Annotated in this window: 23 protein-coding genes and 1 pseudogene; 12 read left to right on the top strand and 12 right to left on the bottom strand. The window is 69.6% G+C overall.

Features of this window, described 5'->3' with window-relative positions; all coding sequences use genetic code 11:
• Positions 1-18: 18 nt before the first annotated feature.
• The 5 genes from LDL49_RS53290 to LDL49_RS53270 form a co-directional block, all read right to left on the bottom strand.
• Positions 19-1,038, bottom strand: coding sequence for a carbamate kinase (locus tag LDL49_RS53290; protein WP_225302614.1), 1,020 nt, complete (start codon positions 1,036-1,038; stop codon positions 19-21).
• Positions 1,035-1,964: an ornithine carbamoyltransferase gene (gene argF, locus LDL49_RS53285; protein ID WP_225302613.1), complete on the bottom strand. Its 930-nt coding sequence runs from the start codon at positions 1,962-1,964 to the stop codon at positions 1,035-1,037. Before argF ends, LDL49_RS53290 begins: the two co-directional genes overlap by 4 nt.
• Entirely contained in the window at positions 1,961-3,136 is a 1,176-nt protein-coding gene (locus LDL49_RS53280) for an arginine deiminase (protein WP_225302612.1), read from the bottom strand. Before LDL49_RS53280 ends, argF begins: the two co-directional genes overlap by 4 nt.
• Positions 3,133-4,482 (bottom strand): amino acid permease, encoded by a 1,350-nt coding sequence (locus LDL49_RS53275; RefSeq protein ID WP_225302611.1) that lies wholly within the window; start codon positions 4,480-4,482, stop codon positions 3,133-3,135. Before LDL49_RS53275 ends, LDL49_RS53280 begins: the two co-directional genes overlap by 4 nt.
• 63 nt (positions 4,483-4,545) lie before the next feature.
• On the bottom strand, positions 4,546-5,931 hold the full coding sequence (locus LDL49_RS53270) for a wax ester/triacylglycerol synthase domain-containing protein (RefSeq protein ID WP_225302610.1): 1,386 nt from the start codon (positions 5,929-5,931) through the stop codon (positions 4,546-4,548).
• A 375-nt stretch (positions 5,932-6,306) separates the two neighbouring features.
• Between LDL49_RS53270 and LDL49_RS53265 the strand changes: the two genes are divergently transcribed.
• Positions 6,307-6,996 carry a CBS domain-containing protein gene (locus LDL49_RS53265; protein ID WP_263656667.1) on the top strand — a complete coding sequence of 230 codons (690 nt, stop codon included), beginning with the start codon at positions 6,307-6,309 and terminating at the stop codon, positions 6,994-6,996.
• Positions 6,997-7,170: 174 nt separating this feature from the next.
• Here LDL49_RS53265 and LDL49_RS53260 read toward each other — a convergent pair whose 3' ends face one another.
• Together LDL49_RS53260 and LDL49_RS53255 are read right to left on the bottom strand one after the other, a co-directional pair.
• A complete protein-coding gene (locus tag LDL49_RS53260; RefSeq protein ID WP_225302609.1) occupies positions 7,171-7,374 on the bottom strand; it encodes a DUF1918 domain-containing protein in 204 nt (67 codons plus the stop codon).
• A gap of 242 nt (positions 7,375-7,616) precedes the next feature.
• The gene (locus LDL49_RS53255; RefSeq protein ID WP_225302608.1) at positions 7,617-7,805 is read right to left on the bottom strand and encodes a hypothetical protein; all 189 of its coding nucleotides are present in this window, start codon (positions 7,803-7,805) and stop codon (positions 7,617-7,619) included.
• 526 nt (positions 7,806-8,331) lie between these two features.
• Between LDL49_RS53255 and LDL49_RS53250 the strand changes: the two genes are divergently transcribed.
• The gene (locus tag LDL49_RS53250) at positions 8,332-10,911 is read left to right on the top strand and encodes a cation-translocating P-type ATPase (protein WP_225302607.1); all 2,580 of its coding nucleotides are present in this window, start codon (positions 8,332-8,334) and stop codon (positions 10,909-10,911) included.
• Complete coding sequence (locus tag LDL49_RS53245; RefSeq protein ID WP_225302606.1) at positions 10,908-11,063, top strand: dsRBD fold-containing protein; 156 nt, start codon at positions 10,908-10,910, stop codon at positions 11,061-11,063. The genes LDL49_RS53250 and LDL49_RS53245 overlap by 4 nt, the downstream gene beginning before the upstream one ends.
• A 347-nt stretch (positions 11,064-11,410) precedes the next feature.
• On the opposite strand, the gene LDL49_RS53240 is transcribed toward LDL49_RS53245, so the two are convergent.
• On the bottom strand, positions 11,411-12,613 hold the full coding sequence (locus tag LDL49_RS53240) for a WS/DGAT domain-containing protein (protein WP_225302605.1): 1,203 nt from the start codon (positions 12,611-12,613) through the stop codon (positions 11,411-11,413).
• Between the two features lie 176 nt (positions 12,614-12,789).
• On the bottom strand, positions 12,790-13,314 hold the full coding sequence (locus LDL49_RS53235; protein WP_225302604.1) for a DoxX family protein: 525 nt from the start codon (positions 13,312-13,314) through the stop codon (positions 12,790-12,792).
• A gap of 258 nt (positions 13,315-13,572) precedes the next feature.
• Here LDL49_RS53235 and LDL49_RS53230 point away from each other — a divergent pair, with 258 nt between their 5' ends.
• Together LDL49_RS53230 and LDL49_RS57950 are read left to right on the top strand one after the other, a co-directional pair.
• Positions 13,573-13,971 (top strand): CBS domain-containing protein, encoded by a 399-nt coding sequence (locus tag LDL49_RS53230; RefSeq protein ID WP_225302603.1) that lies wholly within the window; start codon positions 13,573-13,575, stop codon positions 13,969-13,971.
• Positions 13,938-14,015 (top strand): annotated as a pseudogene (locus LDL49_RS57950) (CBS domain-containing protein); the annotation flags it as partial. The gene LDL49_RS53230 and the pseudogene LDL49_RS57950, both read left to right, overlap by 34 nt.
• Before the next feature lie 84 nt (positions 14,016-14,099).
• On the opposite strand, the gene LDL49_RS53220 reads toward LDL49_RS57950, so the two are convergent.
• A complete protein-coding gene (locus LDL49_RS53220; protein ID WP_225302602.1) occupies positions 14,100-14,510 on the bottom strand; it encodes a pyridoxamine 5'-phosphate oxidase family protein in 411 nt (136 codons plus the stop codon).
• A 307-nt stretch (positions 14,511-14,817) separates the two neighbouring features.
• Between LDL49_RS53220 and LDL49_RS53215 the strand changes: the two genes are divergently transcribed.
• The gene (locus tag LDL49_RS53215; protein ID WP_225302601.1) at positions 14,818-15,459 is read left to right on the top strand and encodes a response regulator transcription factor; all 642 of its coding nucleotides are present in this window, start codon (positions 14,818-14,820) and stop codon (positions 15,457-15,459) included.
• A 39-nt stretch (positions 15,460-15,498) separates the two neighbouring features.
• Here the strand turns inward: LDL49_RS53215 and LDL49_RS53210 are convergent, their stop codons facing one another.
• On the bottom strand, positions 15,499-17,187 hold the full coding sequence (locus tag LDL49_RS53210; RefSeq protein ID WP_372470724.1) for a sensor histidine kinase: 1,689 nt from the start codon (positions 17,185-17,187) through the stop codon (positions 15,499-15,501).
• A gap of 65 nt (positions 17,188-17,252) precedes the next feature.
• Complete coding sequence (locus LDL49_RS53205) at positions 17,253-18,242, bottom strand: Acg family FMN-binding oxidoreductase (protein WP_225302599.1); 990 nt, start codon at positions 18,240-18,242, stop codon at positions 17,253-17,255.
• A gap of 205 nt (positions 18,243-18,447) precedes the next feature.
• Here LDL49_RS53205 and LDL49_RS53200 point away from each other — a divergent pair, with 205 nt between their 5' ends.
• From LDL49_RS53200 to LDL49_RS53175, 6 genes are all read left to right on the top strand, one after another.
• Positions 18,448-18,837, top strand: a complete 390-nt coding sequence (locus tag LDL49_RS53200) for a hypothetical protein (protein ID WP_225302598.1) — start codon at positions 18,448-18,450, stop codon at positions 18,835-18,837.
• A complete protein-coding gene (locus LDL49_RS53195; RefSeq protein ID WP_225302597.1) occupies positions 18,830-21,421 on the top strand; it encodes a bifunctional acetate--CoA ligase family protein/GNAT family N-acetyltransferase in 2,592 nt (863 codons plus the stop codon). Before LDL49_RS53200 ends, LDL49_RS53195 begins: the two co-directional genes overlap by 8 nt.
• Positions 21,422-21,518: 97 nt before the next feature.
• On the top strand, positions 21,519-21,986 hold the full coding sequence (locus LDL49_RS53190; RefSeq protein WP_225302596.1) for a CBS domain-containing protein: 468 nt from the start codon (positions 21,519-21,521) through the stop codon (positions 21,984-21,986).
• 2 nt (positions 21,987-21,988) lie between these two features.
• Complete coding sequence (locus LDL49_RS53185) at positions 21,989-22,585, top strand: CBS domain-containing protein (RefSeq protein ID WP_225302595.1); 597 nt, start codon at positions 21,989-21,991, stop codon at positions 22,583-22,585.
• Positions 22,586-22,590: 5 nt separating this feature from the next.
• Positions 22,591-23,298 carry a CBS domain-containing protein gene (locus LDL49_RS53180; RefSeq protein ID WP_225302594.1) on the top strand — a complete coding sequence of 236 codons (708 nt, stop codon included), beginning with the start codon at positions 22,591-22,593 and terminating at the stop codon, positions 23,296-23,298.
• Between the two features lie 33 nt (positions 23,299-23,331).
• Positions 23,332-23,477, top strand: a 146-nt coding sequence (locus tag LDL49_RS53175; protein ID WP_225302622.1) for a phosphoketolase family protein, incomplete at its 3' end; no start/stop codon positions are given.

The raw sequence follows: 23,477 nt of genomic DNA, 5'->3' as shown, positions 1-23,477 counted from the left end.
CGTCGCAGCCCCCCACGCCTAGTTCGACCCCTCGTGTCCTCCGCTTGACCGCCCTCCTTTCACCGTCTCCCGGACAGGCCGTGCCGCTCGGGGGCGTCCCTCGTCTTCAGGGGATTTCGGGCCTCCGGTGTGGAATTGAGCAGGTGCTGGCTGGATTCGAGTGCCGCGGGCGCCGGTCACGACCGCCTCCAGTTCGTCGAGGGCGCCGATGGCCGAGGGTCGTCCGGTGGCGCTGCTGAACGCGCAGACAGCTTTGATCTTCGGCCGCATGGATCCGGCCGCGAACGATCCGGCGTCCAGCTCGTCAAGCGTGGCGTGCACGATGGGATGCTCGCGGGGCGTTCCGTACTCGGCGTACACGTAGGGCACGTCGGTGAGGACGGCCAGCAGGTCGGCCCCGAGCTGCTCGGCGAGGAGCGCGGCGACCAGGTCCTTGTCCACGACGCCTTCCACTCCCGTCTGGTCGGCCGTGACGGGCGCCCCGCCTCCCCCACCCGCGATCACCAGGCAACCGTCGTCCAGCAGGCGCCGGATGATCGGCAGCTCGATGATCCCGATGGGCCGTGGCGAGGGGACGACGCGCCGCATACCGTGCCGGTCCTGGGTGAAGGTCCAGCCGCGCTGTCCTGCCAGCCGCTCGGCTTCGGCCGCCGGATAGTACGGTCCGATGGGCTTCTCGGGATGGTCGAAGGCCGGATCGGCGGCGTCCACGCGTACCTGGGTGATGAGCGCGGCCACCTGGGTGTCGGGCAGGCGGCGGCCGACGCTGCGCGCCAGCCAGTAGCCGATCATGCCCTGCGTCTCTGCCACCAGGGTGTCCAGGGGGTAGCCGCGCTCCAGCGTGGGGTCGCGCTCGCTCTCCTCGGCCAGCAGCCCCACCTGGGGGCCGTTGCCGTGCACGATGACGACCTGGTGGCGCTCGGCCACGCGCGCTATCTGCTCGGCGGCGGTCGCGACGTTGCGGATCTGCGTCGCGGCGTCGGCGCGTTCGCCGCGGTGCAGCAGCGCGTTCCCGCCGAGCGCGATGACGATCCTCACAACGCCCCTGCCAGGTCGCGCTTGAGCAGTGCTTCGAGTACGGCCTGCGCCGTGGGCAGCCGGTTGGCCGCCTGGTGGAACACCTGGGACGCGGGGCCGTCGATCACCTCTGCCGTGACCTCCTCGCCACGGTGGGCGGGCAGGCAGTGCAGGAAGATCGCGCCGGGGCGGGCGGCGGCCATCAGGCCGGCGGTGACCTGGTACGGGGTAAGCGCGGTGACGCGCGCCGCCTTCTCCTCCGCCGCATCGCCCATGGACAACCACACGTCGGTGTAGACGGCGTCCGCGCCCGCGACCGCTTCACGGGGATCGTCGGTGAGCAGCAGTTCCCCGCCCGTGGACAGTTTCCTGGCCACGGCTTCGACGGCCGGGTCGGGCGCATACCTGGCGGGGGTTGCGACGGCCATGGACAGCCCGGCCAGCGCTGCGGCCTCCATGAGGCTGTGCGTGACGTTGGTGGCGGCGCCGACGTAGGCGATCTTGCGTCCTCGCAGGTCGCCGACGTGCTCGCGGAGCGTCATGAGGTCGGCGAGCGCCTGCAGCGGGTGGTGGCCGTCGGTGAGTGCGTTGATCACCGGGACGTGCGCCGAGCGGGCGAAGGCTCTCACGTCGTCATCGGCGAAGGTCCGGATGACGACGGCGGAGGCGTAGGAACTGACGACATGGGCGGTGTCGCCGATGGTCTCGCCGCGGCCGAGTTGCAGCTCGGCCGGTCCGACGGTGAGCGGCGTCCCGCCGAGACGGACCACGGCGGTCTCGGCGGAGATGCGGGTGCGGGTGGACGGTTTGGCGAAGTACAGCAGGACGGTCCGGCCGCTGAGCAGTTCGCGTGCGCCGAGGGGCTGGCGTGCGCAGTGTTCGGCACGGTCGAGCAGGTGGGCGAGGTCGTGCGGGGACAGGTCGGCGACGCGCAGCAAGTCCTTCACAGCGGGCTCCTTTCGATGGGGCAGCTCATGCAGCGGGGGCCGCCTCGGCCGCGGCCGAGCTCGGCGCCGGGAATGGTGATGACCTCGATGCCGTGCTCGCGGAGCATGGTGTTGGTGGTGACGTTGCGCTCGTAGGCGACGACCACGCCCGGGGCGATGGCCAGCACGTTGGTGCCGTCATCCCACTGCTCGCGCTCGGCAGCCCAGACGTCCTGCTCCGCGCGCAACACACTGATCGTGCCGATTGCCTTGAACAGGTCGTCGTTCTCGCGTACCCGCAAGCCGGGGATGAGGGTGAACGAGCGCAGCGGCGGCAGCTCCGGGTAAGCCACGAAGACGCCGCGATCGACCATGGTCATCACGGTGTCCAGGTGCATGAACGCCCGCTTCCTCGGCAGGGCGGCAACGATGACGCGCTCGGCGACCTCCGCCTCGAACAGGCGCCGCGCCAGCAGCTCGATCGCCTGCGGTGTGGTGCGTTCGCTCATCCCGACCAGGACGGCGCCGTCACCGACGACGTGGATGTCGCCGCCCTCGATGGTGGCGGGCTGCTCTGCCTCGGCCGGGTACCAGATCGGCGCCTTCCCCGCGAACAACGGATGGAAGGCGTACACGGCGGCCACATGCGTGGTCTCCCGGCGGCGAGCCGGCTTGGCCATCGGGTGCAGGGACACGCCACCATAGATCCAGGCGGAGGCGTCGCGGGTGAACAGGTGGTTGGGCAGCGGCGGCAGGACGAAGTCGTCCTCGCCGAGCCCCGCCAGGCGCAGGCTGTCGATGCGCAGGCCGAGTTCGCGCCTGGTGAGCCCGCCGATGAGGTGTCGTACGAGAGCGTCGGATGGCATCTCCTCCAGCGCCTCGCGCAGGGATGGCGCCAGGGTGGGGCCGAAGGCGGCCTCGGTGACGACGCGGTCCAGCACCCACGCGCGGGCCTGATCCAGCTTGAGCGTCTCGGCCAGCAGTTCGTCGAACAGGTGGACGATGACACCGCGCTCGCGCAGGGTGTCGGCGAAGGCGTCGTGTTCCTGGCGGGCGCGCGTCACCCACAGCACGTCGTCGAAGAGCAGCTCATCGCAGTTGGTGGGGGTCAGCCGCTTCAGTTCCAACCCGGGCCGGTGCAGGATGACCTGCCGTAACCGGCCTACCTCGCTGTCGACATGGAACACCGTCATGCCGCCTTCCTAATGATCTGGACCGTGGTGTCGTGGGCACGGTGCTTGAGCCACACGTAGACCGGGATACCGGCGAGCAGCAGCAGCGTCCCCTTGTAGACCACCTCGTAGCCCGATCCGGCGATCGTCCACAGCGCGTAGGCGAAGGCCAGGCCCGCGATCGTGAGGTCGGCCGCCAGCCGCCTGCCGGAGAAGTGCTCGCGGTCGGTGAGCGCCAGCATGAGCTGCGCGGCCGCCGCGTACGCGTACGGGATCAAGGTCGTGAGGGTGGCCAGCAGGATCACGAAGTTGAACTGCTCGACCAGCCCGGCGTTGTAGTTGAGCACCATCAGGGCGGTGACCAGGACGCTGGAGACGATCAGCCCGACGGCCGGGGTGCCCCAGCGCGACAGCTTGGCGAACACCTGCGGGAACAGCCCGTCGCGGGCGGCCGCCAGCGGCACCTGCCCCTGCAGCATGATCCAGCCGTTGAGCGCGCCGAACGCGCTGATGATCGCGCCGATCGCGACCGCGGTGCCGGCCCAGCCGCCGAACATCGCCTCGGCGGCGTCCGCGAACGGCGCCGTGGACTGGGCGAGCAGGGTGCGGGGCACGGCGGCGAACACCGCGACGGTGCCCAGGATGTAGACGGCGGCGGAGACGATCGTGCCGATCACGGTGGCCCGTGGGATCGTCCGCTCGGGGTTCTCGACGTCCTCGGCGGGCACGGTGGCCGACTCGATGCCGATGAACGCCCACAGAGTAAGCGCCGCGGCGGCCGTGACGGCCCCGAAGGTGCCCTGGTCGCTGGGGTTGAACGGAGTGAAGTCGCCGCTTTCGATGAAGAACGGCGCGGCCACGGCCAGGCCGATCAGTGGCAGGAGCTTGGCGACGGTGGTGACGAGCTGTACCCAGCCGCCCTGCCGCACGCCCCGGATGTTGACCGCGGTCAGCAACCAGACGGCCGCCAGTGCCAGCCCCGAGGCGGTCAGCGCGGTATCGGTCAGCGCGGGCCAGAAGTAGCCGAGATAGCTGACGAACGCCACCGCGATGGCGGCGTTGCCCACCCAGACCGCGATCCAGTACCCCCAGGCCGTCTGGAACCCGATGAAGTCGCCAAAAGCACGGCGGGCGTAGGCGTAGGGGCCGCCGGTTTGGGGGTAGGCGCGGCCGAGCCTGGCGAAGACCAGAGCGAGCAGCAACGCGCCCGCCGAGGTGAGCACCCAGGCCAGCAGGCTCGCGCTGCCGAAAGCGGCCAGCGAGGCGGGCAGCAGGAACACGCCCGAGCCGATCATGTTCCCGACGACCAGCGCGGTCGCCATCCACGGACCCAGCTTGCGGCGTCGCGGTAATGGTGTGACGGGCATGGTGATCTCCCTCTCGTACGATCACCACCAGCACACCAGCACCGGCGGTTCAGGTACCGAGGCTTAAGCCACCGATGCGCCAGGACCTTGGTCCCTATCCACTCCGGGACCGGTGCGACGCATCACCGTCAGTTCCTCCCGCAGCGCGCCGGTGAGGACGGGCAGGTCCGGTGTCCGGCCGGCGTCGGCCACAATCGTGATGACCAGGGTGCCCGCGTAGGAGAGCACGCTGAAGGCCACGGTCACGTTTCCCCGGGCGAGGGAGATCGGGATGATCGTGAGAACGCCCGCGCCGCCGAAGGACAGCGGCTCATCCGGCCCGCGCAGGTTGGTCACCACGGTGTGGATGAGGCGCTGGTGCTCGAACAGCCGGCCCACCAGGTGCAGGCGGGCGAGCAGGCGTCCTGCGTTGGCGAGCAGGTCGGCCGAGGCTGCCGAAGTTGCCGACTTTCTGACCCGGGTGATCGTCGCGATCCGTTCGAGCCGTTGTCCGAGGTCGCCTTCGGTGGGCAGGCGGACGGGCATGACCCCGATCTGGTTGCCGAGCCGGGCCGTCGTGGCGGTTCCCCGTGCCGACACCGGTACGGAGACCACCAAGTCGGGGATGTTCTCACCGCGGCCGTGCAGCAGCGTGCGCACGGCACCGGTGATCACGGCCAGCATGGCGTCGTTGACGGTGCCGCCGTGGGCGTGTGCGAACCGGCGGACGTCGTCGAGTCGCGCGGCGACCGTCGCGATGTGCTGTTCCGCACCGACGGGCTCGTTCAGCGAGCAGCGCGCCACCCTCCGCGGAGCTCCGAGCTCGGTGGCGGCGCGCTTGATGGCGCGTCCGGCTTGAGGCAGACGGGCGAGCATGCGCAACCGGGCGGTCCACGCGTCGGCGGCGATCCGGCGAAGTGACGGTGCTGGGAAGGGGAACGCCCGCGACACCGGCGTGGGAGTGCCGTCCACAAGACAGCCGAGCACGGCCAGACCACCGAGGCCGTCGGCGAGCACGTGGTGGAAGCAGGCGATCATCCCGAGCCGATGGCCGGCCAGGCCGGTCACCAGGGTCACCGACCACAAGGACTTCGCCGGCGCGAGCGGCAGGCCGATCACCGCGGCAGCAAGGTCGAGCAGAGCGTCATCGTCGCCGGGCGGCGGGCATGCCATGGCATGGAGGTGGTGGTCGATGTCGAAGGCCGGATCGTCGATCCAAAGCGGCCGGCCGCACCCTGGCGGGGCCGGCACCAGCCGTTGCCGCAGCCGCGGCACCGTACCGACGCGCTCGGCGATGAGCCGCCGCGCCCGCTTCAGGTCGAAGCGGGGTCCGGTATCGAGGATCAGGCACGCGCCGACCTGCACAGGAACGGGACCGACGTCGACTGCGAGGTTGAACAGGTCGCCGGCGCCGGCGCGGTCCACATCGGCTTGGGCCGGCATCACGTCCCGGCGTTTCGTCTCCCTCATCGAACCCTCCTCTACCTGTCCGCCTGCACCGCGTGAAACGGCCGTTGGCGGTGGCATCGCCCGCGGGTCGCAAGAGCCGGGCGACACTCCCCTCCGATGGTTTCCGGAGCCGCATCCGCGGCCTAGGGACCTTGGTCATGCTCTGATGGGCCCAACCTCACAGAGGCATTCGCCGGCGCAGCCGCGTCCCTCCCTCGGCCTCGTGGGTTGATCGGCAGCAGAGGCGCCGGCCGTGCGCCGACGTGGGACTTTCGGCGTTTCCAAAGCAGGCAGGGCCAGGGGCTTTCGCCCCTACGATGGCGCCCGCGGATGGCGATCTCATGGAAGGGAGGATCGGAAGGAGGGTCCACGATGCGGATCACAGTGAGGGACGTCATGACCACCCAGGTCACCTCGGTCATGGCGGACACCTTGTTCAAGGACGTCGCCGAGGTTTTGGTGGCGAAGGGCATAAGCGCCGTGCCCGTGGTGGACCGCGATGAGCAGGTCCTTGGCGTGGTGTCCGAAGGAGACCTGATGCGCAAGGAGGAGTTCCGGGAGCAGTACTACGGCGAAAGCTACCAGCCGCCGCTGTACGCCCGGATGCGCCGGCGGATGACCGGTCAGGTGGAGAATGGGAGAAGGAAGGCCGCAGGGGATACCGCAGCCGACCTGATGACCACGCCCGCAGTGACCGTCACCGCATCCGCCTCGACCTCCAAGGCCGCCCGCATCATGGACGAGTGCGGCGTCAAGCGGCTGATCGTGGTCGATGCCGAGGGAAGGCTGCAAGGCATCGTCAGCAGACGGGACCTGCTCAGGATGTACCTGCGCGACGATGACGAGATCAGGCGGCGCGTCGTCGAAGGCATCCCATCGCATGCCCGGTGGAACGACCGCGACGGGATCATCGTCGAGGTCCACAACGGCATCGTCACGCTGTCCGGCCACACGGGCAAGCGCAGCGAGGCGGCCACCGCCGTCTGCACGACCGAAGGACTGGACGGGATCGTCGACGTCCAGAAAGCCCTCACCTGGCAGGAAGACGACATCCTGGAACTGCCTGTCATCTGGGATCGTTCGTGAACCTCTCCTCCGAGACCCTCCGAGACAGCAGCCGGGACGGATCTACGCCCTGCTCGGCCTCAACGGGCCAAGGTCGGTTATCTGGTCGAGGCGCCCGTCGCCTACCCCGAGCCGACCGTACGGGAGACCTGCCGGTCGAACCTCCCTGGCCGCAGCAGCGCCGCATCCAACGGCTCACCGGCACTGGTCATCGCGCGGCTTGGACCACTCGTGCGTCGCGGCCGGGGAAGACGAGGGTCTCGCGTTCGGTGTCAGCCAGCGGACCAGGTAGGGCGGGGAGCCGTCCAGGTGGTTCACCTTCATGATGAATCCTTCGGGGCGGGTGCTGGTGCCGCGCGTGGCCTCCACGATCAGCCGATCACCCACTGCGGCCTTCATGGCGTTCTCCTCTTCTCCGGGTACAAGACGGTGGTAATCACTCGCCTCCATTTCTGGAGGGTCTGGTCGGTATCCACCAGGGCCAGAAGTCTCCACAGCGGGGACCTTCGGCTCTCAGAAGTCTGTCCTGAGGTGCCTGTCGAAAAGGGCACCAGTGACACCAATCTCGTCGAAGCTCACGCCCAGGCCGCCACGGTGCGTTACCTGCACGCATGTGGGCACCTTCCCAACCTCGATGTTCATCAGGCGGTGTGCAGATCGAGCATGAAGGCTGCGGCTAACGCGGGTGCACACGGCCATGCGGCGGCACAGGAGAGGCAGGCGTGCTCCGAACCCGCGCGGTGCACATCCAGCGCACCGGCCGCTCTCGCGAAGTACGTCTCGCTGAGGGAGTCATTCTCGGCGTGCGTCATACCCAGGAAAACAGACATTTCGATCACCCTTGTCCGCTCAGGATCTGGTGGTGACCTCACCCTCTCTCCGATCTTCTTCGCGTACCCGGGGCGAACGACCCGGAGCAGTATGACCTAAGTCACCACGACCGGCTCGACCCGTGGGCACGACCGGCGCGGACCAAGCCAGGCGTCCGCCGGCCGCGGGACGTTCCGTTGCGCGGCTGAATGCGCTGACAATGTTGATCTTCGGCCCCCGGCCGACACGTCCAGCGAGGTGCGCGGCGACCAGATCCTTGTCCACGGCCCCTCGGCACCTGTCCCGTCACGCCGCCGCTCCACCTGCGATCGCCACACACCGTCGACCACAGTCCTGACCTGCCCTTTCACCTCACGCTCTGCTAGATCAGATGAAGACGGGGTACGAGATGCCTGCCATTCGGCCCTGTCCGGATGGGACCTTCGCTTCTGGTTCGACTGTTCATCCCGTGCGAAAACAGGTAGGGGAAATGATGCGGCGCCCCCGATGCGGCCGACCCGAAGACAGCAGGTCAGAGAGGAAGACATGGTGATTCCCGCGCCCTCTGGGTTGTCGGCGGCGGAGGCGGCCGTGCGTCTGGAGCGGGATGGGGCCAACCTGCTCCCGCAGAAGCCGCCCGTTCCGTTGTGGCGGCGGGTGATGGCCCAGCTTCGCGATCCGCTGATCGTCGTTCTGCTCGTGGCGGCGGCGTTGACCATCGTCACGGGCGACTGGACCGACACCGCCGTCATCATGCTCGTGGTCGTGGTCAACACCTCCGTCGGGGTCGCGCAGGAGGTGCGCGCCGACCGGGCCATCACGGCGTTGTCACAGCTCACGGCGCCGGTGGCCCGGGTGATCCGGGACGGGTCCCAGGCGCAGGTTCCGGCGGCCGATGTCGTCGTGGGAGACCTGCTGGTGCTGGCCGAAGGCGACATCATCGTGGCCGACGCCACGGTGGTGGAGTCGGCGGCGTTGCTCATCGACGAGTCGTCCTTGACCGGTGAGTCGGCGCCGGTGGACAAGGCCGGCGACGACCCGGTCTCCTCGGGCACCGTCGTGGTCAGAGGACGTGGCCGGGCGGTGGTCACTGCCGTCGGGGCGGCCAGCGCGAGCGGCCGTATCGCGTCCATGATGGTCAAGGGAGCCGGCCTGACGCCGTTGCAACGGCGGCTGATGGGGGTGGGGCGCCTGCTGGCCGGCATCACGGTGTTGCTGTCCGCGGTGGTGCTGGCCCTGGGACTGGTCCGCGGGCAGCCGGTCGAGCTGATGGTGGTGACCGCGATCAGTCTGGTGGTCGCGGCCGTGCCCGAGTCGCTGCCCGCCGTTGTGACCTTGAGCCTGGCGTTGGGCGCTCGCCGGATGGCCGCGCGCAATGCTCTCGTACGCAGGCTGTCCGCCGTGGAGACGCTGGGCTCGGTGACCGTGCTCGCCACCGACAAGACCGGGACCCTCACCGAGGGCCGGATGGTCACCCGGCACCTCTGGACCCCTACGGGAGAGGCCACGATAACCGGCTCCGGATACGCACCCGACGGCGAGGTCGTAGCCGACGGCTCCCTCGGCGGCGCGGGCCTCACCGACCTGCTGACGGCGACCGTACTGTGCAACGACTCGCGGCTGTCACCGCCGCAGGACACCGGCGAGGAGTGGACGGCGCTCGGCGACCCGACCGAGGCGGCCCTGCTCGCCGCCGCCGCCAAGCTCGACCTGGACCGCGAGGAACTGCAGGGGCGCTTCCCGCGCGTCGCCGAGCGTCCCTTCGACAGCGAACGCAAGCGGATGAGCACCGTGCACCGCCTGCCCGGCGGACATGGCCGGGTGATCTGCAAGGGAGCACCCGAAGCGCTGCTCCACCCGCCTGTCCTGGTCGACGATCCCGTGCTGCTGGCCCGCGCGGCCGAACGGGCCGAGCAGCTCGCCCAGGCCGGATACCGGGTCCTGGCGGTGGCGAGCACCGATCTGGACACTGTTCCAGAAACAGTGTGGGAGAGCGGCTTGTCGTTGCTCGGACTGGTCGCGATCCTGGATCCGCCGCGTCCCGCGGCGGCCGCCGCGATCGCCGCCTGCAAGCAGGCCGGAATCAGACCGCTCCTCATCACCGGCGATCACCCCGGGACCGCACGCGCCGTCGCCACCGATCTGGGCATCATCGCCGCCGGCGACCCGGTCGTGGACTGCCGCGACCCCGCAGCACCCGATCAGGCCGCGGCCGGAGTGTATGCCCGGGCCACCCCGGAACAGAAGCTCGAAATCATCCAGGAACTGCGGGATCGCGGCGAGACCCTCGCCATGACGGGCGACGGCGTCAACGACGGACCGGCGCTACGACGCGCCGACATCGGCGTGGCCATGGGCAAACGCGGCACCGAAGTCGCCCGCCAGGCCGCCGACCTCGTACTCGCCGACGACAACCTGGACACCGTCGTCGCGGCCGTCGAGGAGGGCCGCCGGGTCTACGCCAACATCCGCCGGTTCCTGGTCTACGGCCTCTCGGGCGGAGCCGCCGAGATCGCGGTGATGCTGCTGGGGCCGTTCGTCGGCCTCGCGCTCCCCCTGCTTCCCGCCCAGATCTTGTGGATCAACCTGCTCACCCATGGACTGCCGGGCGTGGCCCTCGGCGGCGAACCGACCGTGCCCGGAGCCATGACCACCCCACCCCGGCCCCCCACCCAGAGCATCCTCGGCGCCGGGCTGTGGCAGCGCGTGATCCGGATCGCCGTCGTCCTGACCGCCGTCACCCTGGGCGTCGCCCTCTGGGCCGACCTGACGGGACGTCCGTGGCAGAGCATGGCCTTCTTCGCCCTCGGCGCCACCCAACTCGGCGTCGCGCTCGGCTCCCGCACCAGGCCCGGCTCGCTGGCCAACCCGATGCTGCTGTTCGCCGTCGCCGGCGCGTTCGTCCTGCAGCTCGCCGGACTGTACATGCCGCCGCTGCGCGAGCTGCTCGGCACCGAACCACTGCCCCTGGGCGACCTGCTGATCGTCACCGCGCTGTCCACCCTCGGCTACGCCGCCGTCCGGCTTGATCGGATCCTGCACCGCTCCCGCCCGCCACAGCCCCTCCCACCAGGCGCCCCCGCCCATGCCCACCAGCCCGGCCACAGTGATCAATCCCGCGCGTGACCCGCGACCCGGCCGAGCCCGCCGAGCCCGAGATCGGCGACGAGCTGGCGACCTCACGCGCCCTGGCGGATCTCGCCGAGAGGCTGGCCCTCGTCACGCAGCACGACATTACCGAACTCGCGGATTCGGCCGTGCCGAGCCGCACATGGTGAGCCCGGCCGTCACCGGCGCTAACGGCAGTCCCGCCCCCTTGCGGGCGGACGCCTGGGCGGGCCGCGAGGCTGCGCCGGGTCATGGGTGAGGCCAGCCTGTGTGCCTTCGGGCGGCGCGTATCAGCAGCGGTACGCAGCCTCGCCCGCGCCTACGGCGAACGGCTCGGGCGACTCCCACCGGGATGAACCGCGCCGGCACGTCGTCCTTCCGACCATGCCCAGGACCCGTAATCGGCTGGTCACCTACGTCGTCCACGGCGAGCGCGACGCCGCCACTGTGCCCCAGATCGGCTTACCGGCGTTGCGGCTCTCGGCGACCGAGGTCGAACATGGACCTCTCCTTCCGGCTACCTCGGCCGGCGGTCCGCCGCCTTCGCCTTCGTGCCGGTCGATGGATGCTTGGCCACCCTTCGCGGCCGGGCACCCTTGGGACGCAGCGGCGTGACCGCCGGCAGGGCGGGGTTTGGGCGGTAAGCGAGACTCAGCGCTTGGAGTTCGTTCTCGATGGTGCGGGCGAGCGGCTCGACCTCGGGCACCGCGTCGTAGTCGCCGGTGACGCCGAAAGCGACCTGATCACCGTACGTGCAGATCGACACGCCGGTACGCAGCCGCAAGGCGATCGGGACGTACGGGAGGATCTCCAGCACCCGCCGGCCGAGCAGGTACAGCGGCTCGGGCGGCCCGGGCACGTCGGTGGTGACCGTGACGATGTGGCGCTGCGGCAGGTGCGCGGCCAGCCGCAACCCCCAGGAGATGGGCGGGAACGGCTCGTGCCCGGCCAGTGCGGCCATCGCCTCCGCCACCTGGGCCTGTCCGCTCGCCTTCAACTCGACGAGGTGCTCATGCACGACGCGCAGCCGCTCGACGGGATCGGCCACGTGCACCGGCAGGAACGCCGGCATCAGAGAAACCCGGTTCTCGCGCCCGCCCTCCTCCCCGCGGGCACGTCCCGACACCGGGACCAGCGAACGCACCGCGCGCGCGTGCGGCTCCTCACCGCGCTGGAGCAGCAGGTGGCGGAAACCGCCGCTGATCGCGGACAGTGCCACGTCGTCGAAGGTGGTGTCCGCCCGTTGGGCGATCTTCTTGACGTCGGTCAGCGACGCGCGGGCCACGGCGTAACGCCGGTACGCACTGATCGGGCCGGTCAGGGTGGAGGCGTTCGCGGGCCGCAGCGCGCCGGTCAGAGCGATCAGACCACGCGCGGTTTCCGCGACGCGCCGGATGGTGGCGCGTGGTGCGGCCAGCGCCCTGCCGATCATGCGCGCCTGTTCGACCGGATTGAGGAGCAGGTCGCGCAGCGCGCCGGCGGCCAGGATCAGCGGGTCGTCCGCCCAGACCGGCGAGCCGAGGTCGAGCGGCACCTGGCGAGCCTTCTGGTGATAGCGCGGCATCAGCCGAAGCCTGGTTCCCATGGCCGTGAGGAACTTCTCCGTGGCGGGCGCAGGTCCTTCGAAGACGACAATCGATGCGGTCGCCAGGGACACCTCGGGTTCCGCGTCTTCGAGATCCAGGAATACCGCATCCAGCGGGCTCATGTGATCGGCCATGACCGTCTCCACCTCTGCACGTGTCGATGTGCCCCCAACGTCGTCCCGTGCCGGTGCGGCGGTCAGGGCACAAGGTCCCCGGGCGGCCCGCCGTTGTACCCCGATCCGTGAGCGGGTAGGTGCCGACACAGTGCGATGCCCGCCCTCGGGCTGGAGGGTGGGCATCGACGGGCCCGCTACTTGAGGTACGGGTTGCGCTGGACGATGGGAAGCTTGCCGAGTCCGAGGGTGGTGCCGGCGCCTGCGAGGGCGAGGCCGACCAGGACGATGGCGTAGACGATGTGTTCGTCCATGAAGGGGTTGTTGGCCAGGGGTAGTTCGGCGGCCCACATGAGGACCAGCATGAGGCTGCCAGTGATGGCGGCGATCCGGAGGCCGACGCCGAGGATGAGTGCGGCGCCGATGCCGAGCAGGCCGAGCATGAACAGCCAGTCCACCCAGGGCTGTCCGGCCAGGCCGGAGAACAAGCCGCCGAGCGCGTTCTCGCCGGTCCCCTTGAGGAAGCCGGTGGTGGGGCTGCCGCCGGAGATCCAGGCGCGGTTGGCCGGGGTGGCGAAGCCCCAGCCGAAGGTCTTGTCCAGAAACGCCCACAGGAAGATCCAGCCGATCGAGATCCGGGCGATCGCCCAGACATAATCGACCGGGCGAGTGGCGCTGTCCCTCGTGTCGACGTTCATGGGGGTTGAACGGGTAGTGGCCATGACGGCCCCCTTTCAGTGCGGATTGGCTGCTCTTCTCACACCTCGATCACGCCGTCTCCGGTGATCGGCGGGCAGTGCCGTACGACCCGTCATGGCGGGACTTTCGGCACTTCGTACGGCCACGCCGGTCTCGGGGAGATCCGCACCGTCACCGCAGCGCCCGTACGGACCAAGGACCGGGCGCCCCGGGACTTCCGCCCCTATCGGTCCGGAGCGCAATGCGGTGGGATCGAGACGACATCCGAAGAAGGGTCCATCATGCGGACCACGGTGCAAGACGTCATGACCGCGCAGGTCGTCTCGGTCAACAGCAGAACGTCGTTCAAGGACATCGCCGAGGCGCTCATAACGCACGGCTTCAGCGCCGTGCCGGTGGTTCACGAGAGCAACTACGTCCTCGGCGTCGTGTCCGAGGCGGACCTGCTGTGCAAGGAGGAGTTCCGCGAACAGTATTACGGCGACGCCTACCAACCGCCGCTGCGCGCACGGCTACGTCATCTGATGGCACAGGAAGGAGGCAGCCTCCGGCGGAAGGCGGTGGGTGACACGGCCGCCGAGCTCATGACATCGCCCGCGAGATCCGCGAAGAGGTTCTGGAGGGCTCGTTGTGCATGGAGACCTCAGGCGTTGCCGTACACGTCGACCGAGGGGTGGTAACACTGAGCGGCTGGATGGACCGACGCGGCGAAACCATGCTCGCCACACGCATGGCCCACCGCGTCAATGGCGTCGTCGACATCATCGACAAGCTGACCGTCGGCGAGCTGCTTGCCGGATCTGGACGGTCAGGCGGGCCGCTGGATGCGCCGGCCGGTGGCCTCCACCGTGGTGATGACGATGAAGTGGTCGGGGCTGCGTGTCCACGGCGTCAGCCGCAGGCTTTCCAGCAGGGCGATCTGTGCAGGATCGTCGGCTACACGAGCCAGCCCCACGACGGTGACCGACCAGCCCGTGCGCTCCACTGAGTCGAAGTCGTCCACCTCGAAGGCCACAACCGCATGGCGTGTGGCGGCGGCCAGCTTAGAACCGGCCGCCGTGCGGATGACGATGTCCTCCCCGTCCAGGCAGAAGTTGACCGGTTGTACGGCCGGCAGGGCGCTGTCGGTGAAGACGATCCGCCCGATCGGGCGGGAGGGCAGCAGGCGCATGCACTCCTCGTGGGAGAGCACCTGCAGGCCGGCCGAGTCGAGTTTCATACCGTCAGCCTGTCAGCACCCTATCTGACGGTTTAGGGACCAAAGTCCCGTAACGGCTGCCGATCGCCCTCGGCGGTGGCGACCGTAGACCGTCCTGACTCGCCTGCCCGGCGAGTACCGGAGTACGCGCGTGGCCTACTCGCACCAGCGCCGCCGCGGCGGCCTGGCACCGAATGCCTCTCGGACGAAAGCCGCCGAACCTGAGAAGGGCTCGGAGGAACGAACTCGTCATCTCAGGGAAACCGCTGTGCTGAATAGGGGCTTTGGCCCCTTTCTTGTGGTGGGCTGAACCGGTTAACGTCGGAGCATGATTCGTGTGTTCCTCGTCGACGATCATGAGGTGGTACGGCGGGGCGTGGCCGCCCTGCTGGACTCCGAGGACGACATAGAGGTGATCGGCGAGGCCGGGACCGCGGAGTCGGCGATCGCCCGCATCCCGGCGCTCAAGCCGGACGTGGCGGTGCTGGACGTGCGGCTGCCCGACGGCAACGGCGTGGACGTGTGCCGCGAGGCCCGCTCCAGGCTGCCGCGGCTGGCGTGCCTGATGCTGACCTCCTACGCCGACGACGACGCGCTGTTCGAGGCGGTGATGGCGGGCGCGGCCGGCTACGTGCTCAAGCAGATCCACGGCTCCGACCTGGTGGGCGCCGTACGCACCGTCGCCTCGGGGCAGTCGCTGCTCGATCCGCAGACCACCGCGGCGATGCTGCAGCGGCTGCGAGAGCAGGCCACCAGGAAGGACCCGCTGGCCGCGCTGTCCGATCAGGAGCGCAACATCCTCGACCTCATCGGCGAGGGGCTGACGAACCGGCAGATCGGCGAGCGGATGTTCCTGGCCGAGAAAACGGTCAAGAACTACGTGTCCAACCTGCTGTCCAAACTCGACATGCAACGCCGCACCCAGGCGGCGGCGCTGTCGGCACGATTGCGGACGGATCGGCGCGACTGACGGGCCTTCGTCCTAAGTGCGACGGCGAATCTGAGCGCATCAGAGAGGAACACTCCAGCGAAGAGCGGTCCCCCCGGCCTCTGGAGAGATGACGTCGAAGGACCCCCCGAGCGCGGTGGCACGCTCCTGCAGGTTGCGCAGGCCGCTTCGCCTGCCACCGGCGGGCAGTCCGACGCCGTTGTCCTGAACGGCCAGCGTGAGAACGTCATCCGCCACTTCGACGGAAACATCAGCTTTGGAGGCCTTGGCGTGGCGGACCACGTTGGACAGCGCTTCGCGCAGGACGGCCAGCAGATGCTCGGCGACGGGTTCAGGCACGCGGTTGTCGAGCTGGCCCTCCATCAGCAGGCCTGGCATGAAGCCGAGATGGCCACGAGCCGATTCCACCAACTCCACGATCTGCGCCCGCAGGCTCGGCCCACCCGTCTCGCGCGGCCCCTGCAGGGCGAAGATGGTCGAACGGATCTGCCGGATGGTCTCGTCCAACTCGTCGATCGCATGCCGCATCCGGCTCGACACCTCAGGCTTGTCCACCAGCCGGACCGTGCTCATCAGCGTCATCGCGATCGCGAACAGCCGCTGGATGACCACATCGTGCAGATCCTTGGCGATACGATCGCGATCTTCGAGCAGGCCGAGGCGTTCGGCGTCCCGGCGGGCCTCGGCCAGCTCAAGCGCGATAGCGGCCTGCCCGGCGAACGCCCCCAGCATGCGCAGGTCCGCCGCGCTGAACGGCAACCGGCCCGACCGTTTCGCCACCGCCACCACACCGCGCACCTTCTCCCCCACGCCCAGGGGCATCAGCAGCTCGGGGCCGAAGCCCAAATGACGCAACGGTGAGTTCGTCTCGTGCAGCTCCTGCGCCGAAACCGCCTCGCCGCGGGTGTAAACCTGACCGGCCGCGGTGGACGCCAGATCGAAGGTCAGGCCCGCCACCTGCTCGGCGTGCTCGCCATCGACGTACTCCACCACCAGGGACCGGCCGCCCGCCTCCGGCATGAGGATCTTCACGAGGTCGGCGTCGCTCATCTGACGGGCGCGGGCCGCCAGCAGGGTGAGCACCTCGCGCGGGTCGGCCCCGGACAGCAGGCTGGTGGTGACCTCGGAGGAGGCCTGCAGCCAGGTCTCGCGCCGCCGGGTCTCCTCGAACAGCCGGGCGTTCTCCACCGCGACACCGGCGGCGGTGGCCAGCGCGATGACGATCGCCTCGTCCTCCTCATCGAACTCGCCGCCGCCGCGCTTCTCGGTCAGATACAGGTTGCCGAACACCTCATCGCGCACCCGTACCGGCACGCCGAGGAAGGTGCCCATCGGCGGGTGCCCGGGAGGGAACCCATAGGATTCCGGGTGGTCGGAGATACGGCCGAGGCGCAGCGGCCGGGCATCCTTGATCAGCAGCCCGAGCAGGCCGAGCCCGTGCGGCCAGTGCTCGATGCGGGCGATCTCCTCCTCGCTCAAGCCGACCGGGATGAACTGCAGGAGCGTGTTCTCCTGCCCGACCACGCCCAGCGCACCATAACTGGCGTCCACCAACTTGGTCGCGGTCTCCACGATCCGGCGCAGCACCGTCTCCAGATCCAGGTCGCTGCCCACCGACACGACGGCTTCCAGCAGCGCGTGCGCCCTGTCGCGGGTGGCCAGCACGGCATTCAGCCGCACCTGCAGCTCGGCCAGCAACTCATCCAGCCGCATATTCGGCATCAACGGGCGATGCTCGCCTTCCATCATAAAGATCAGTGTTACACCGAGACGCGCCCACGACCATCACCCACGGGTCGATAAGCGCTCGGCTCCTACTCCAGCATGTCGGACAGTGGCCGACGGACGGATTCCTTGTCGTCGAAGGTGATGCCCAGCCGCATGATCATCTGTGGGTACTCCTGCGAGCACAGCTCCTGCCTGAGGAACTCGCGCAGGTGGTACATCTCCAACGCCTGGGTGTGGAAGGCGGCGCTGACACCGTAGGCGGAGGCATGCAGAAGGACGCTCTGCAATGCCTGTCCCGTCGCGATCCACTCCTGCCGGGTGTCGCCCGGGGTGGTGAGCAGTGCCACGACTTCGGTGGTCGTGGAAGCACACTGATCGGCCTGGCTGCCCCAATCGTGGCGCCAGGCGTAGTCACGCTGCGGGAAGTCCGGGTCCGTCCGGGCCGCCCGGCGCGGGTAGCCCTCGGCCGGCACCCCGTCCTTGCGGGCGCTGCCCGGCGGCCGCGCCCAGCGGATCACCTCCAGGCTGAGCACCCGGTCCTGCGACTGCGCCGCCTGCGCCGCCTGGGTGAGCGCCGCGATGATGCCCACCGCGGCCACCGAACCGACCGGCGTCAGCCTGGCCCCCTCACACCTCGCGTCCTTGACCAGCCCTTCGACCAGCCGCTCAGGCACGGGCAGATCGGTGAACCCCGCCCTGTGAGTCCGGCGCCGCTCGATCTCCCCGCCGAGCGCCCGCGTGTCCTCATCGGCCTCCACCTCCGCTCCCAGCCTGATCGTGGCCAGCAGCGAGGGACGGTCCGGGTCCGGCAGCACCCGCACGGACGGCTCATAACCCGCACAACGCAGCGCCGTACGGACGGTAAAAAGGGCGGCCCCGCAACTGATCAGCAACTCCCTGCCGGCACTGTCACCGACGAGCAGCTTCCTGGCGGTGTCGGCCCGCAAACTGATCTCCTCACCGTGCACGCCGAAAGACCAAGGCTGCGTGTTGTGCACGGAAGGAGCCCAGCGAGCGGCCTGCAACGCCGCCTGGATGGCACGCTCCCGATGCTGCGCCGTACGAGTGACGACCATGACAGCACCTCCACTCGGTGATGACACCAGCGCATCACATCGGCAAGGCGGCCGGGCAGGGCCGAAGGTCCCACCCCATTAGAGGCATCAGCCCTCGTTGAACGCTCGCCACGGACTGCCGGGACCTTCGGCACGAAGGCCGAGGCCGTACGGCACTGCCGGAGGGCGCGGCACCTGCGACAGCGTGGGTGGCGGGAGGTGCGTCATGTCCCCATCACTCGCCGCCGAACTCGGCGTCAGGCGGCTGCTCATCGCAGCCGGTCAGGCGCCTTCCGTGCACAACACCCAGCCGTGGCGCTTCGCCGTGTCCGGTAAGGAGATCAGTTTGCCGCGGCGCTCACCACTCCCGGCGATCGACCGCTCGACTGGCTGCGAGCCGGACAGGCGCTACAACGCGTGTTGGGTGGTGGCCACCGCGCGCGGACTGTCGGCGTCGTTCCTCAACCAGCCGCTGGACCTGCGCGACATGCGCCACCGCAGGGACCCGCGTCACCGGCGCGGCCACCCCCAAATGATCATCCGACTCGGTTATGGCCCGTACGGGGCCCGTCCACCGCGTCGCCCGGCCGGCGAACTGGAGACCCACCATGCCTGACGGCTATGACGTGCTGTTGCGTGACGGCGGCATCGCCCACGTGCGCCCACTTCTCCCCACCGACCGCCAAGCCCTGCACAGGCTGGTGGACCGCTCCTCGGAACGGTCGGCCTACCTGCGTTTCTTCACCGGCGGCCGCAACACCGCCCACTCCTATATGGACCGCATCACCGCGGAGAAGTACGGCGGTCACGCGCTGGTGGCCACCATGCGAGGGCGGCTGGTCGCCGTCGCCGAATACATCCCCACCCGGGACGGCAGCGCCGACCTGGCGATCCTCCTGGACGACGCCGTACACGGCCACGGGCTCGGCACGCTGCTGCTGGAGCACGTGGCTCTGGAGGCGGGCGGTCATGGCGTACGCGAACTGGTGGCCGACGTGCTCGCCGAGAACCGGCCGATGATCAATGTCCTGCGCGATCTCGGCCTGGACATGACGCGGCACTGCGATGGCGGCACGTTGCACCTCAGCATCGCCTCACGACCGACGGCACGGTTGGCGGCGGGCGTCGAGGCGCGTGATCACGAGGCCGAGCGGGCCTCGCTGACCCGCGTGCTGGAACCGCGGTCCGTGGCGGTGATCGGCGCCGGGCGCGACCCGTCAGGCGTGGGACACCGGGTGCTGCGCAACCTGATCGACGGCGGCTTCAGCGGGCCGCTCTTCCCGGTCAACCCCAACGCGGCCGTGGTGGCCGGGTTGACCTGCCACGCGAGGGTTCCCGATGACGTAGATCTGGCCGTCGTGGCCGTTCCCGCCAGACATGTGCTGGAGGTGGCCCGTGACTGCGCCGAGGCGGGAGTGGCCGGGCTCGTCGTGCTGACGTCCGGGTTCGCCGAGAGCGGGCAGGGCGACGTGGAGGCGGACCTTCTGAAGATCTGCCGCACCGCCGGGATGCGGCTGGTCGGCCCGAACTGCCTGGGCATCGTCAACACCGCCGTCCGCCTCAATGCCAGCTTCCTGCCGCGCTCCCCCGCCGCCGGCCGCGTCGCGCTGATGTCGCAATCGGGTGCGGTGGGCGCCGCGCTGCTGGAACGGCTGGAGGTCTCGTCGTTCGTCTCGGTCGGCAACAAGGCCGACGTCAGCGGCAACGACCTGCTGGAGTACTGGGAGGACGACGAGCACACCGACGTGATCGCGCTCTACCTGGAGTCGTTCGGCAACCCGCGCAAGTTCGCCCGCATCGCCCGCCGCGTCGCGGCCAAGAAGCCGATCCTGCTGGTCAAGAGCGGCCGCTCGGGCGCGGGCGACCGGGCTGTCCGTTCGCACACCGCGGCGGCGGCCACTCCGGACGTGGCGGTGGACGCGCTCGCCCGCGCCTGCGGGGTGATCAGGCTCGACAGCGTGCGCGACCTGATCGACACCGCCCGGCTGCTGGCCTGCCAGCCCCTCCCCAAGGGTCGCCGCGTGGCGATCGTCGGCAACTCCGGCGGGCCGGAGGCGATGGCCGCCGACGCCTGCGAGGGGCACGGTCTGGTCGTACCCGAGCTGCCCTCTGGGCTGCTGGCGGCCCGCACCGCCGCCGCGCTCGGCAATCCCGTGGACCTCACCGCCGACGCGACCGCCGACGAGATCGGTGGAGCTGTCAAGGCGCTCGTCGAGGCTTCCGACGTGGACGTGGTGCTCATCATCTACACCCCGCCGTTCGGCTCCGGTCTGGAGGAGACCCGTCAGGCCATCGCCGCCGCGACCAAGGACGCCGCCACAACCGTGCTGGCCTGCGTCGTCGGCCATGACGGGCTGATCAACGGCCGGGTTCCCACCTACGCGTTCCCGGAGCAGGCCGTCGAGGCGCTCGCCCACGTAGTGCGCTACGCCGAATGCCGGGCGCGCCCGGCCGTGCCCGCCGCCGAACCTCCGTCCGCCGACACCGCCGCCGCACGGCAGATCGTCCACGCCGAGCTGGCCCTGGCCCCGGACGGCCGCTGGCTCTCCCCCACAGCCGCTCTCCGGCTGCTCGCCTGCTACGGCCTGAGCCTGGTGGAGTCCGCGGATGTGAGCGGGCCGGATGACGCCGCCGAGGCCGCCGTCCGTCTCGGGCTGCCGGCCGTACTCAAGGCCGCAGGTCCCGTGCACAAGAGCGACGTCGGCGGCGTCCGCCTGAACCTGCGGACAGCCGAGGAGGTACGGCAGGCGTATCACGAAATGTCGTCACGCATCGGCTCGGATATGACCGGCGCGGTCCTCCAGCCGATGCTGCCCGGTGGGGTCGAGATCATCATCGGCGGCGTCAACTACCCTGCGTTCGGGCCGCTGGCCATGGTCGGGATGGGCGGTGTGACAGCGGAGCTGCTGGCCGACCGCGCCTTCCGGGTCCCCCCGGTCACCGACGCCGCCGAGATGATCGAGGAGCTGCGCTGCTCGCCGCTGCTGCACGGCTACCGCGGCTCGCCGCTCGTCCGGGTGGATGCCCTGGCCGACCAGCTCGTACGGGTGAGCAAGCTGCTCGAAGACCTGCCCGAGGTGGCCGAGCTCGACCTCAACCCGGTCATCGTCACGGCCGACGGCGCCACGACGGTGGACGTGCGGATCAGGATCGCGCCCTGCGCTCCACCGCAGTCTCCGCTGCTGCGCCGCCTGCGCTGACCAACGACCACCCCGTTCGGGACTTACGGCCCTACCAGGCGCGCTGCCGCGGGGCTGTGCTGAAGGTATGACAGCAGCGGACGAGAAGGGCTGAGCCGTGAAGCGCAGGACCGTCGCCGACGTGATGACCGCCAAGGTCGTCACGGTCACCGTGAGCACCCCGTTCAAGGACATCGCCGAGACCCTGATCGCCGGCGGCATCAGCGCCGTCCCGGTGGTCGACGACGACGGCCACGTCGTCGGCATGGTGTCGGAGGCCGACCTGCTGCGCAAGGAGGAGTTCCGCGAGCAGTTCTACCGCGAGGGCTACCAGCCGCCGCTGCGCGCCCGGCTGCGCCACCCCAAAGGCAGGCAGAAAGCCGCCGGTGACATCGCCGCCGAGGTGCGCGAGGACATCCTCGACCGAGGGCTGTGGGTGGACACCTCCGCCGTCGTCGTCCAGGTACGCCAGGGCGTGGTGACACTGAGCGGCCGGATGCGCATGACCGGCCGCGTCAACGGCGTGGTCGACGTCATCGACGAGCTCACCTGGGAACACGACGACTCCACGTGGGAGGCCCGATAACCATGCTCGTGCGCGAGGTCATGAGCAGTCCGGCCATCACCGTACGCCGCACCGATCCGGTTCGGCAGGCCATCCGGGAGCTGCACGGCCACGGCATCACCGCCGCCCCCGTCGTCGACGACGCCGACCGCCTGGTCGGCGTCGTCAGCGAGCTCGACCTGCTGCGCGGCGAGTTCGAACCCGACCCGCGAGCATCGGTACGGCCCGTCGATCCGTCTGCCGAACCGCCGCCCCGACAGGTCATGGAGATCATGACCCGCCAGGTCGTCACGGTGACCGAGACCACCGACGTCACCGCGGCCATCGATCTGATGGTGGGCAAGCGGATCAAGAGTTTGCCGGTCGTACAGGGTGAGCGGGTCGTGGGCATGGTCAGCCGCCGCGACCTGCTGGCCATGCTCGCCCGCCCGGACGAGCAACTGCGCCAGGACGTGATCGCCGCGCTGCGCGAGCACTACCCCTTCGGCCCCAGCTGGGACGTCGCCGTCCGCGACGGCGTGGCCCAGCTGAGCGGGCCACCCCACCAGCACGCCGACCACATCGCCGACGTGCTCGCCCGCACTGTGCCCGGCATCGTCCGGGTCAGACACCTGAGGTGATCGCCATGAGAACGACCGTCGCGGACGTGATGACCACCGACGTCACCGCCGTCAACCACAAAGCGTCCTTCCGCACCGTCGCCGACCTGCTCATCAGCAAAGCCGTCAGCGGCGTGCCCGTACTCGACGACGACAACCACGTGCTCGGCGTCGTATCCGAGGCCGACCTGCTGGCCAAGGAGGAATTCAAAGAGCTCTACTACGACGACGCCTACCGGCCGCCACTACGCGCCCGCATCCGCCACGCCATGGGCAGCGAGGGCACCGGCTCCTACAAGGCGCTCGGCGAGACCGCCGGCGAGCTGATGACCGCCTCCGCCCACGTCACCACACCCGACTCCCCCGTCGTGGCGGCCGCCCGGCTGATGGACCGCTATGGCGTCAAGCGCCTGCCCGTCGTCGACGCGGACGGCAGGCTCGTCGGCATCGTCAGCCGCCGTGACCTGCTCAAGGTCTTCCTCCGCGCCGACGAGGAGATCCGGGCGCTGGTACTGGCCGGGATCCCGACCAGCGCCATGTGGACCGACCCAAAGGGCCTGGACATCGAGGTGACCGAAGGCGTCGTCACGCTGAACGGGATCGTCAGCAGGCACACCGAAGCCATCGCCGCCGTCCGCATGGCCGAGAGCATCGACGGCGTCGTCGCCGTCCACGACGAGCTCACCTGGAAGCACGACGACGTCATCGAAGTCCCGATGTGGGGCGGCGCCTGATCGGCGTCGATCCCACTGACGTAAGGAGCACTGATGGACGTACTCAGTCAGGTCGATGCGTACTGGCGCGCGGCGAACTATCTGTCGGTGGGCCAGATCTATCTACTGGACAATCCACTGCTCAAGACGCCATTGACCCCGGAGCACATCAAACCCCGCCTGCTCGGCCATTGGGGCAC

This window comes from Nonomuraea aurantiaca, from assembly GCF_020215705.1.
Classification (GTDB): domain Bacteria; phylum Actinomycetota; class Actinomycetes; order Streptosporangiales; family Streptosporangiaceae; genus Nonomuraea; species Nonomuraea aurantiaca.
Note: the sequence above shows the minus strand (reverse complement) of the source record. Positions and strands in the feature narration are given on the sequence as shown.

What these genes read in the sequence shown, in the direction of transcription:
- LDL49_RS53180 (WP_225302594.1), top strand. Translation starts at nt 22,591, where the DNA reads ATGAGAACGACCGTCGCGGACGTGATGACCACCGACGTCACCGCCGTC.
- LDL49_RS53270 (WP_225302610.1), bottom strand. Translation starts at nt 5,931, where the DNA reads ATGAGGGAGACGAAACGCCGGGACGTGATGCCGGCCCAAGCCGATGTG.
- LDL49_RS53185 (WP_225302595.1), top strand. Translation starts at nt 21,989, where the DNA reads ATGCTCGTGCGCGAGGTCATGAGCAGTCCGGCCATCACCGTACGCCGC.
- LDL49_RS53240 (WP_225302605.1), bottom strand. Translation starts at nt 12,613, where the DNA reads ATGGCCGATCACATGAGCCCGCTGGATGCGGTATTCCTGGATCTCGAA.
- LDL49_RS53210 (WP_372470724.1), bottom strand. Translation starts at nt 17,187, where the DNA reads ATGATGGAAGGCGAGCATCGCCCGTTGATGCCGAATATGCGGCTGGAT.
- LDL49_RS53275 (WP_225302611.1), bottom strand. Translation starts at nt 4,482, where the DNA reads ATGCCCGTCACACCATTACCGCGACGCCGCAAGCTGGGTCCGTGGATG.
- LDL49_RS53220 (WP_225302602.1), bottom strand. Translation starts at nt 14,510, where the DNA reads ATGAAACTCGACTCGGCCGGCCTGCAGGTGCTCTCCCACGAGGAGTGC.
- LDL49_RS53235 (WP_225302604.1), bottom strand. Translation starts at nt 13,314, where the DNA reads ATGGCCACTACCCGTTCAACCCCCATGAACGTCGACACGAGGGACAGC.
- LDL49_RS53205 (WP_225302599.1), bottom strand. Translation starts at nt 18,242, where the DNA reads ATGGTCGTCACTCGTACGGCGCAGCATCGGGAGCGTGCCATCCAGGCG.
- LDL49_RS53265 (WP_263656667.1), top strand. Translation starts at nt 6,307, where the DNA reads ATGACCACCCAGGTCACCTCGGTCATGGCGGACACCTTGTTCAAGGAC.
- LDL49_RS53260 (WP_225302609.1), bottom strand. Translation starts at nt 7,374, where the DNA reads ATGAAGGCCGCAGTGGGTGATCGGCTGATCGTGGAGGCCACGCGCGGC.
- LDL49_RS53255 (WP_225302608.1), bottom strand. Translation starts at nt 7,805, where the DNA reads ATGTCTGTTTTCCTGGGTATGACGCACGCCGAGAATGACTCCCTCAGC.
- LDL49_RS53230 (WP_225302603.1), top strand. Translation starts at nt 13,573, where the DNA reads ATGCGGACCACGGTGCAAGACGTCATGACCGCGCAGGTCGTCTCGGTC.
- LDL49_RS53215 (WP_225302601.1), top strand. Translation starts at nt 14,818, where the DNA reads ATGATTCGTGTGTTCCTCGTCGACGATCATGAGGTGGTACGGCGGGGC.
- LDL49_RS53250 (WP_225302607.1), top strand. Translation starts at nt 8,332, where the DNA reads ATGGTGATTCCCGCGCCCTCTGGGTTGTCGGCGGCGGAGGCGGCCGTG.
- LDL49_RS53195 (WP_225302597.1), top strand. Translation starts at nt 18,830, where the DNA reads ATGCCTGACGGCTATGACGTGCTGTTGCGTGACGGCGGCATCGCCCAC.
- LDL49_RS53280 (WP_225302612.1), bottom strand. Translation starts at nt 3,136, where the DNA reads ATGACGGTGTTCCATGTCGACAGCGAGGTAGGCCGGTTACGGCAGGTC.
- LDL49_RS53200 (WP_225302598.1), top strand. Translation starts at nt 18,448, where the DNA reads ATGTCCCCATCACTCGCCGCCGAACTCGGCGTCAGGCGGCTGCTCATC.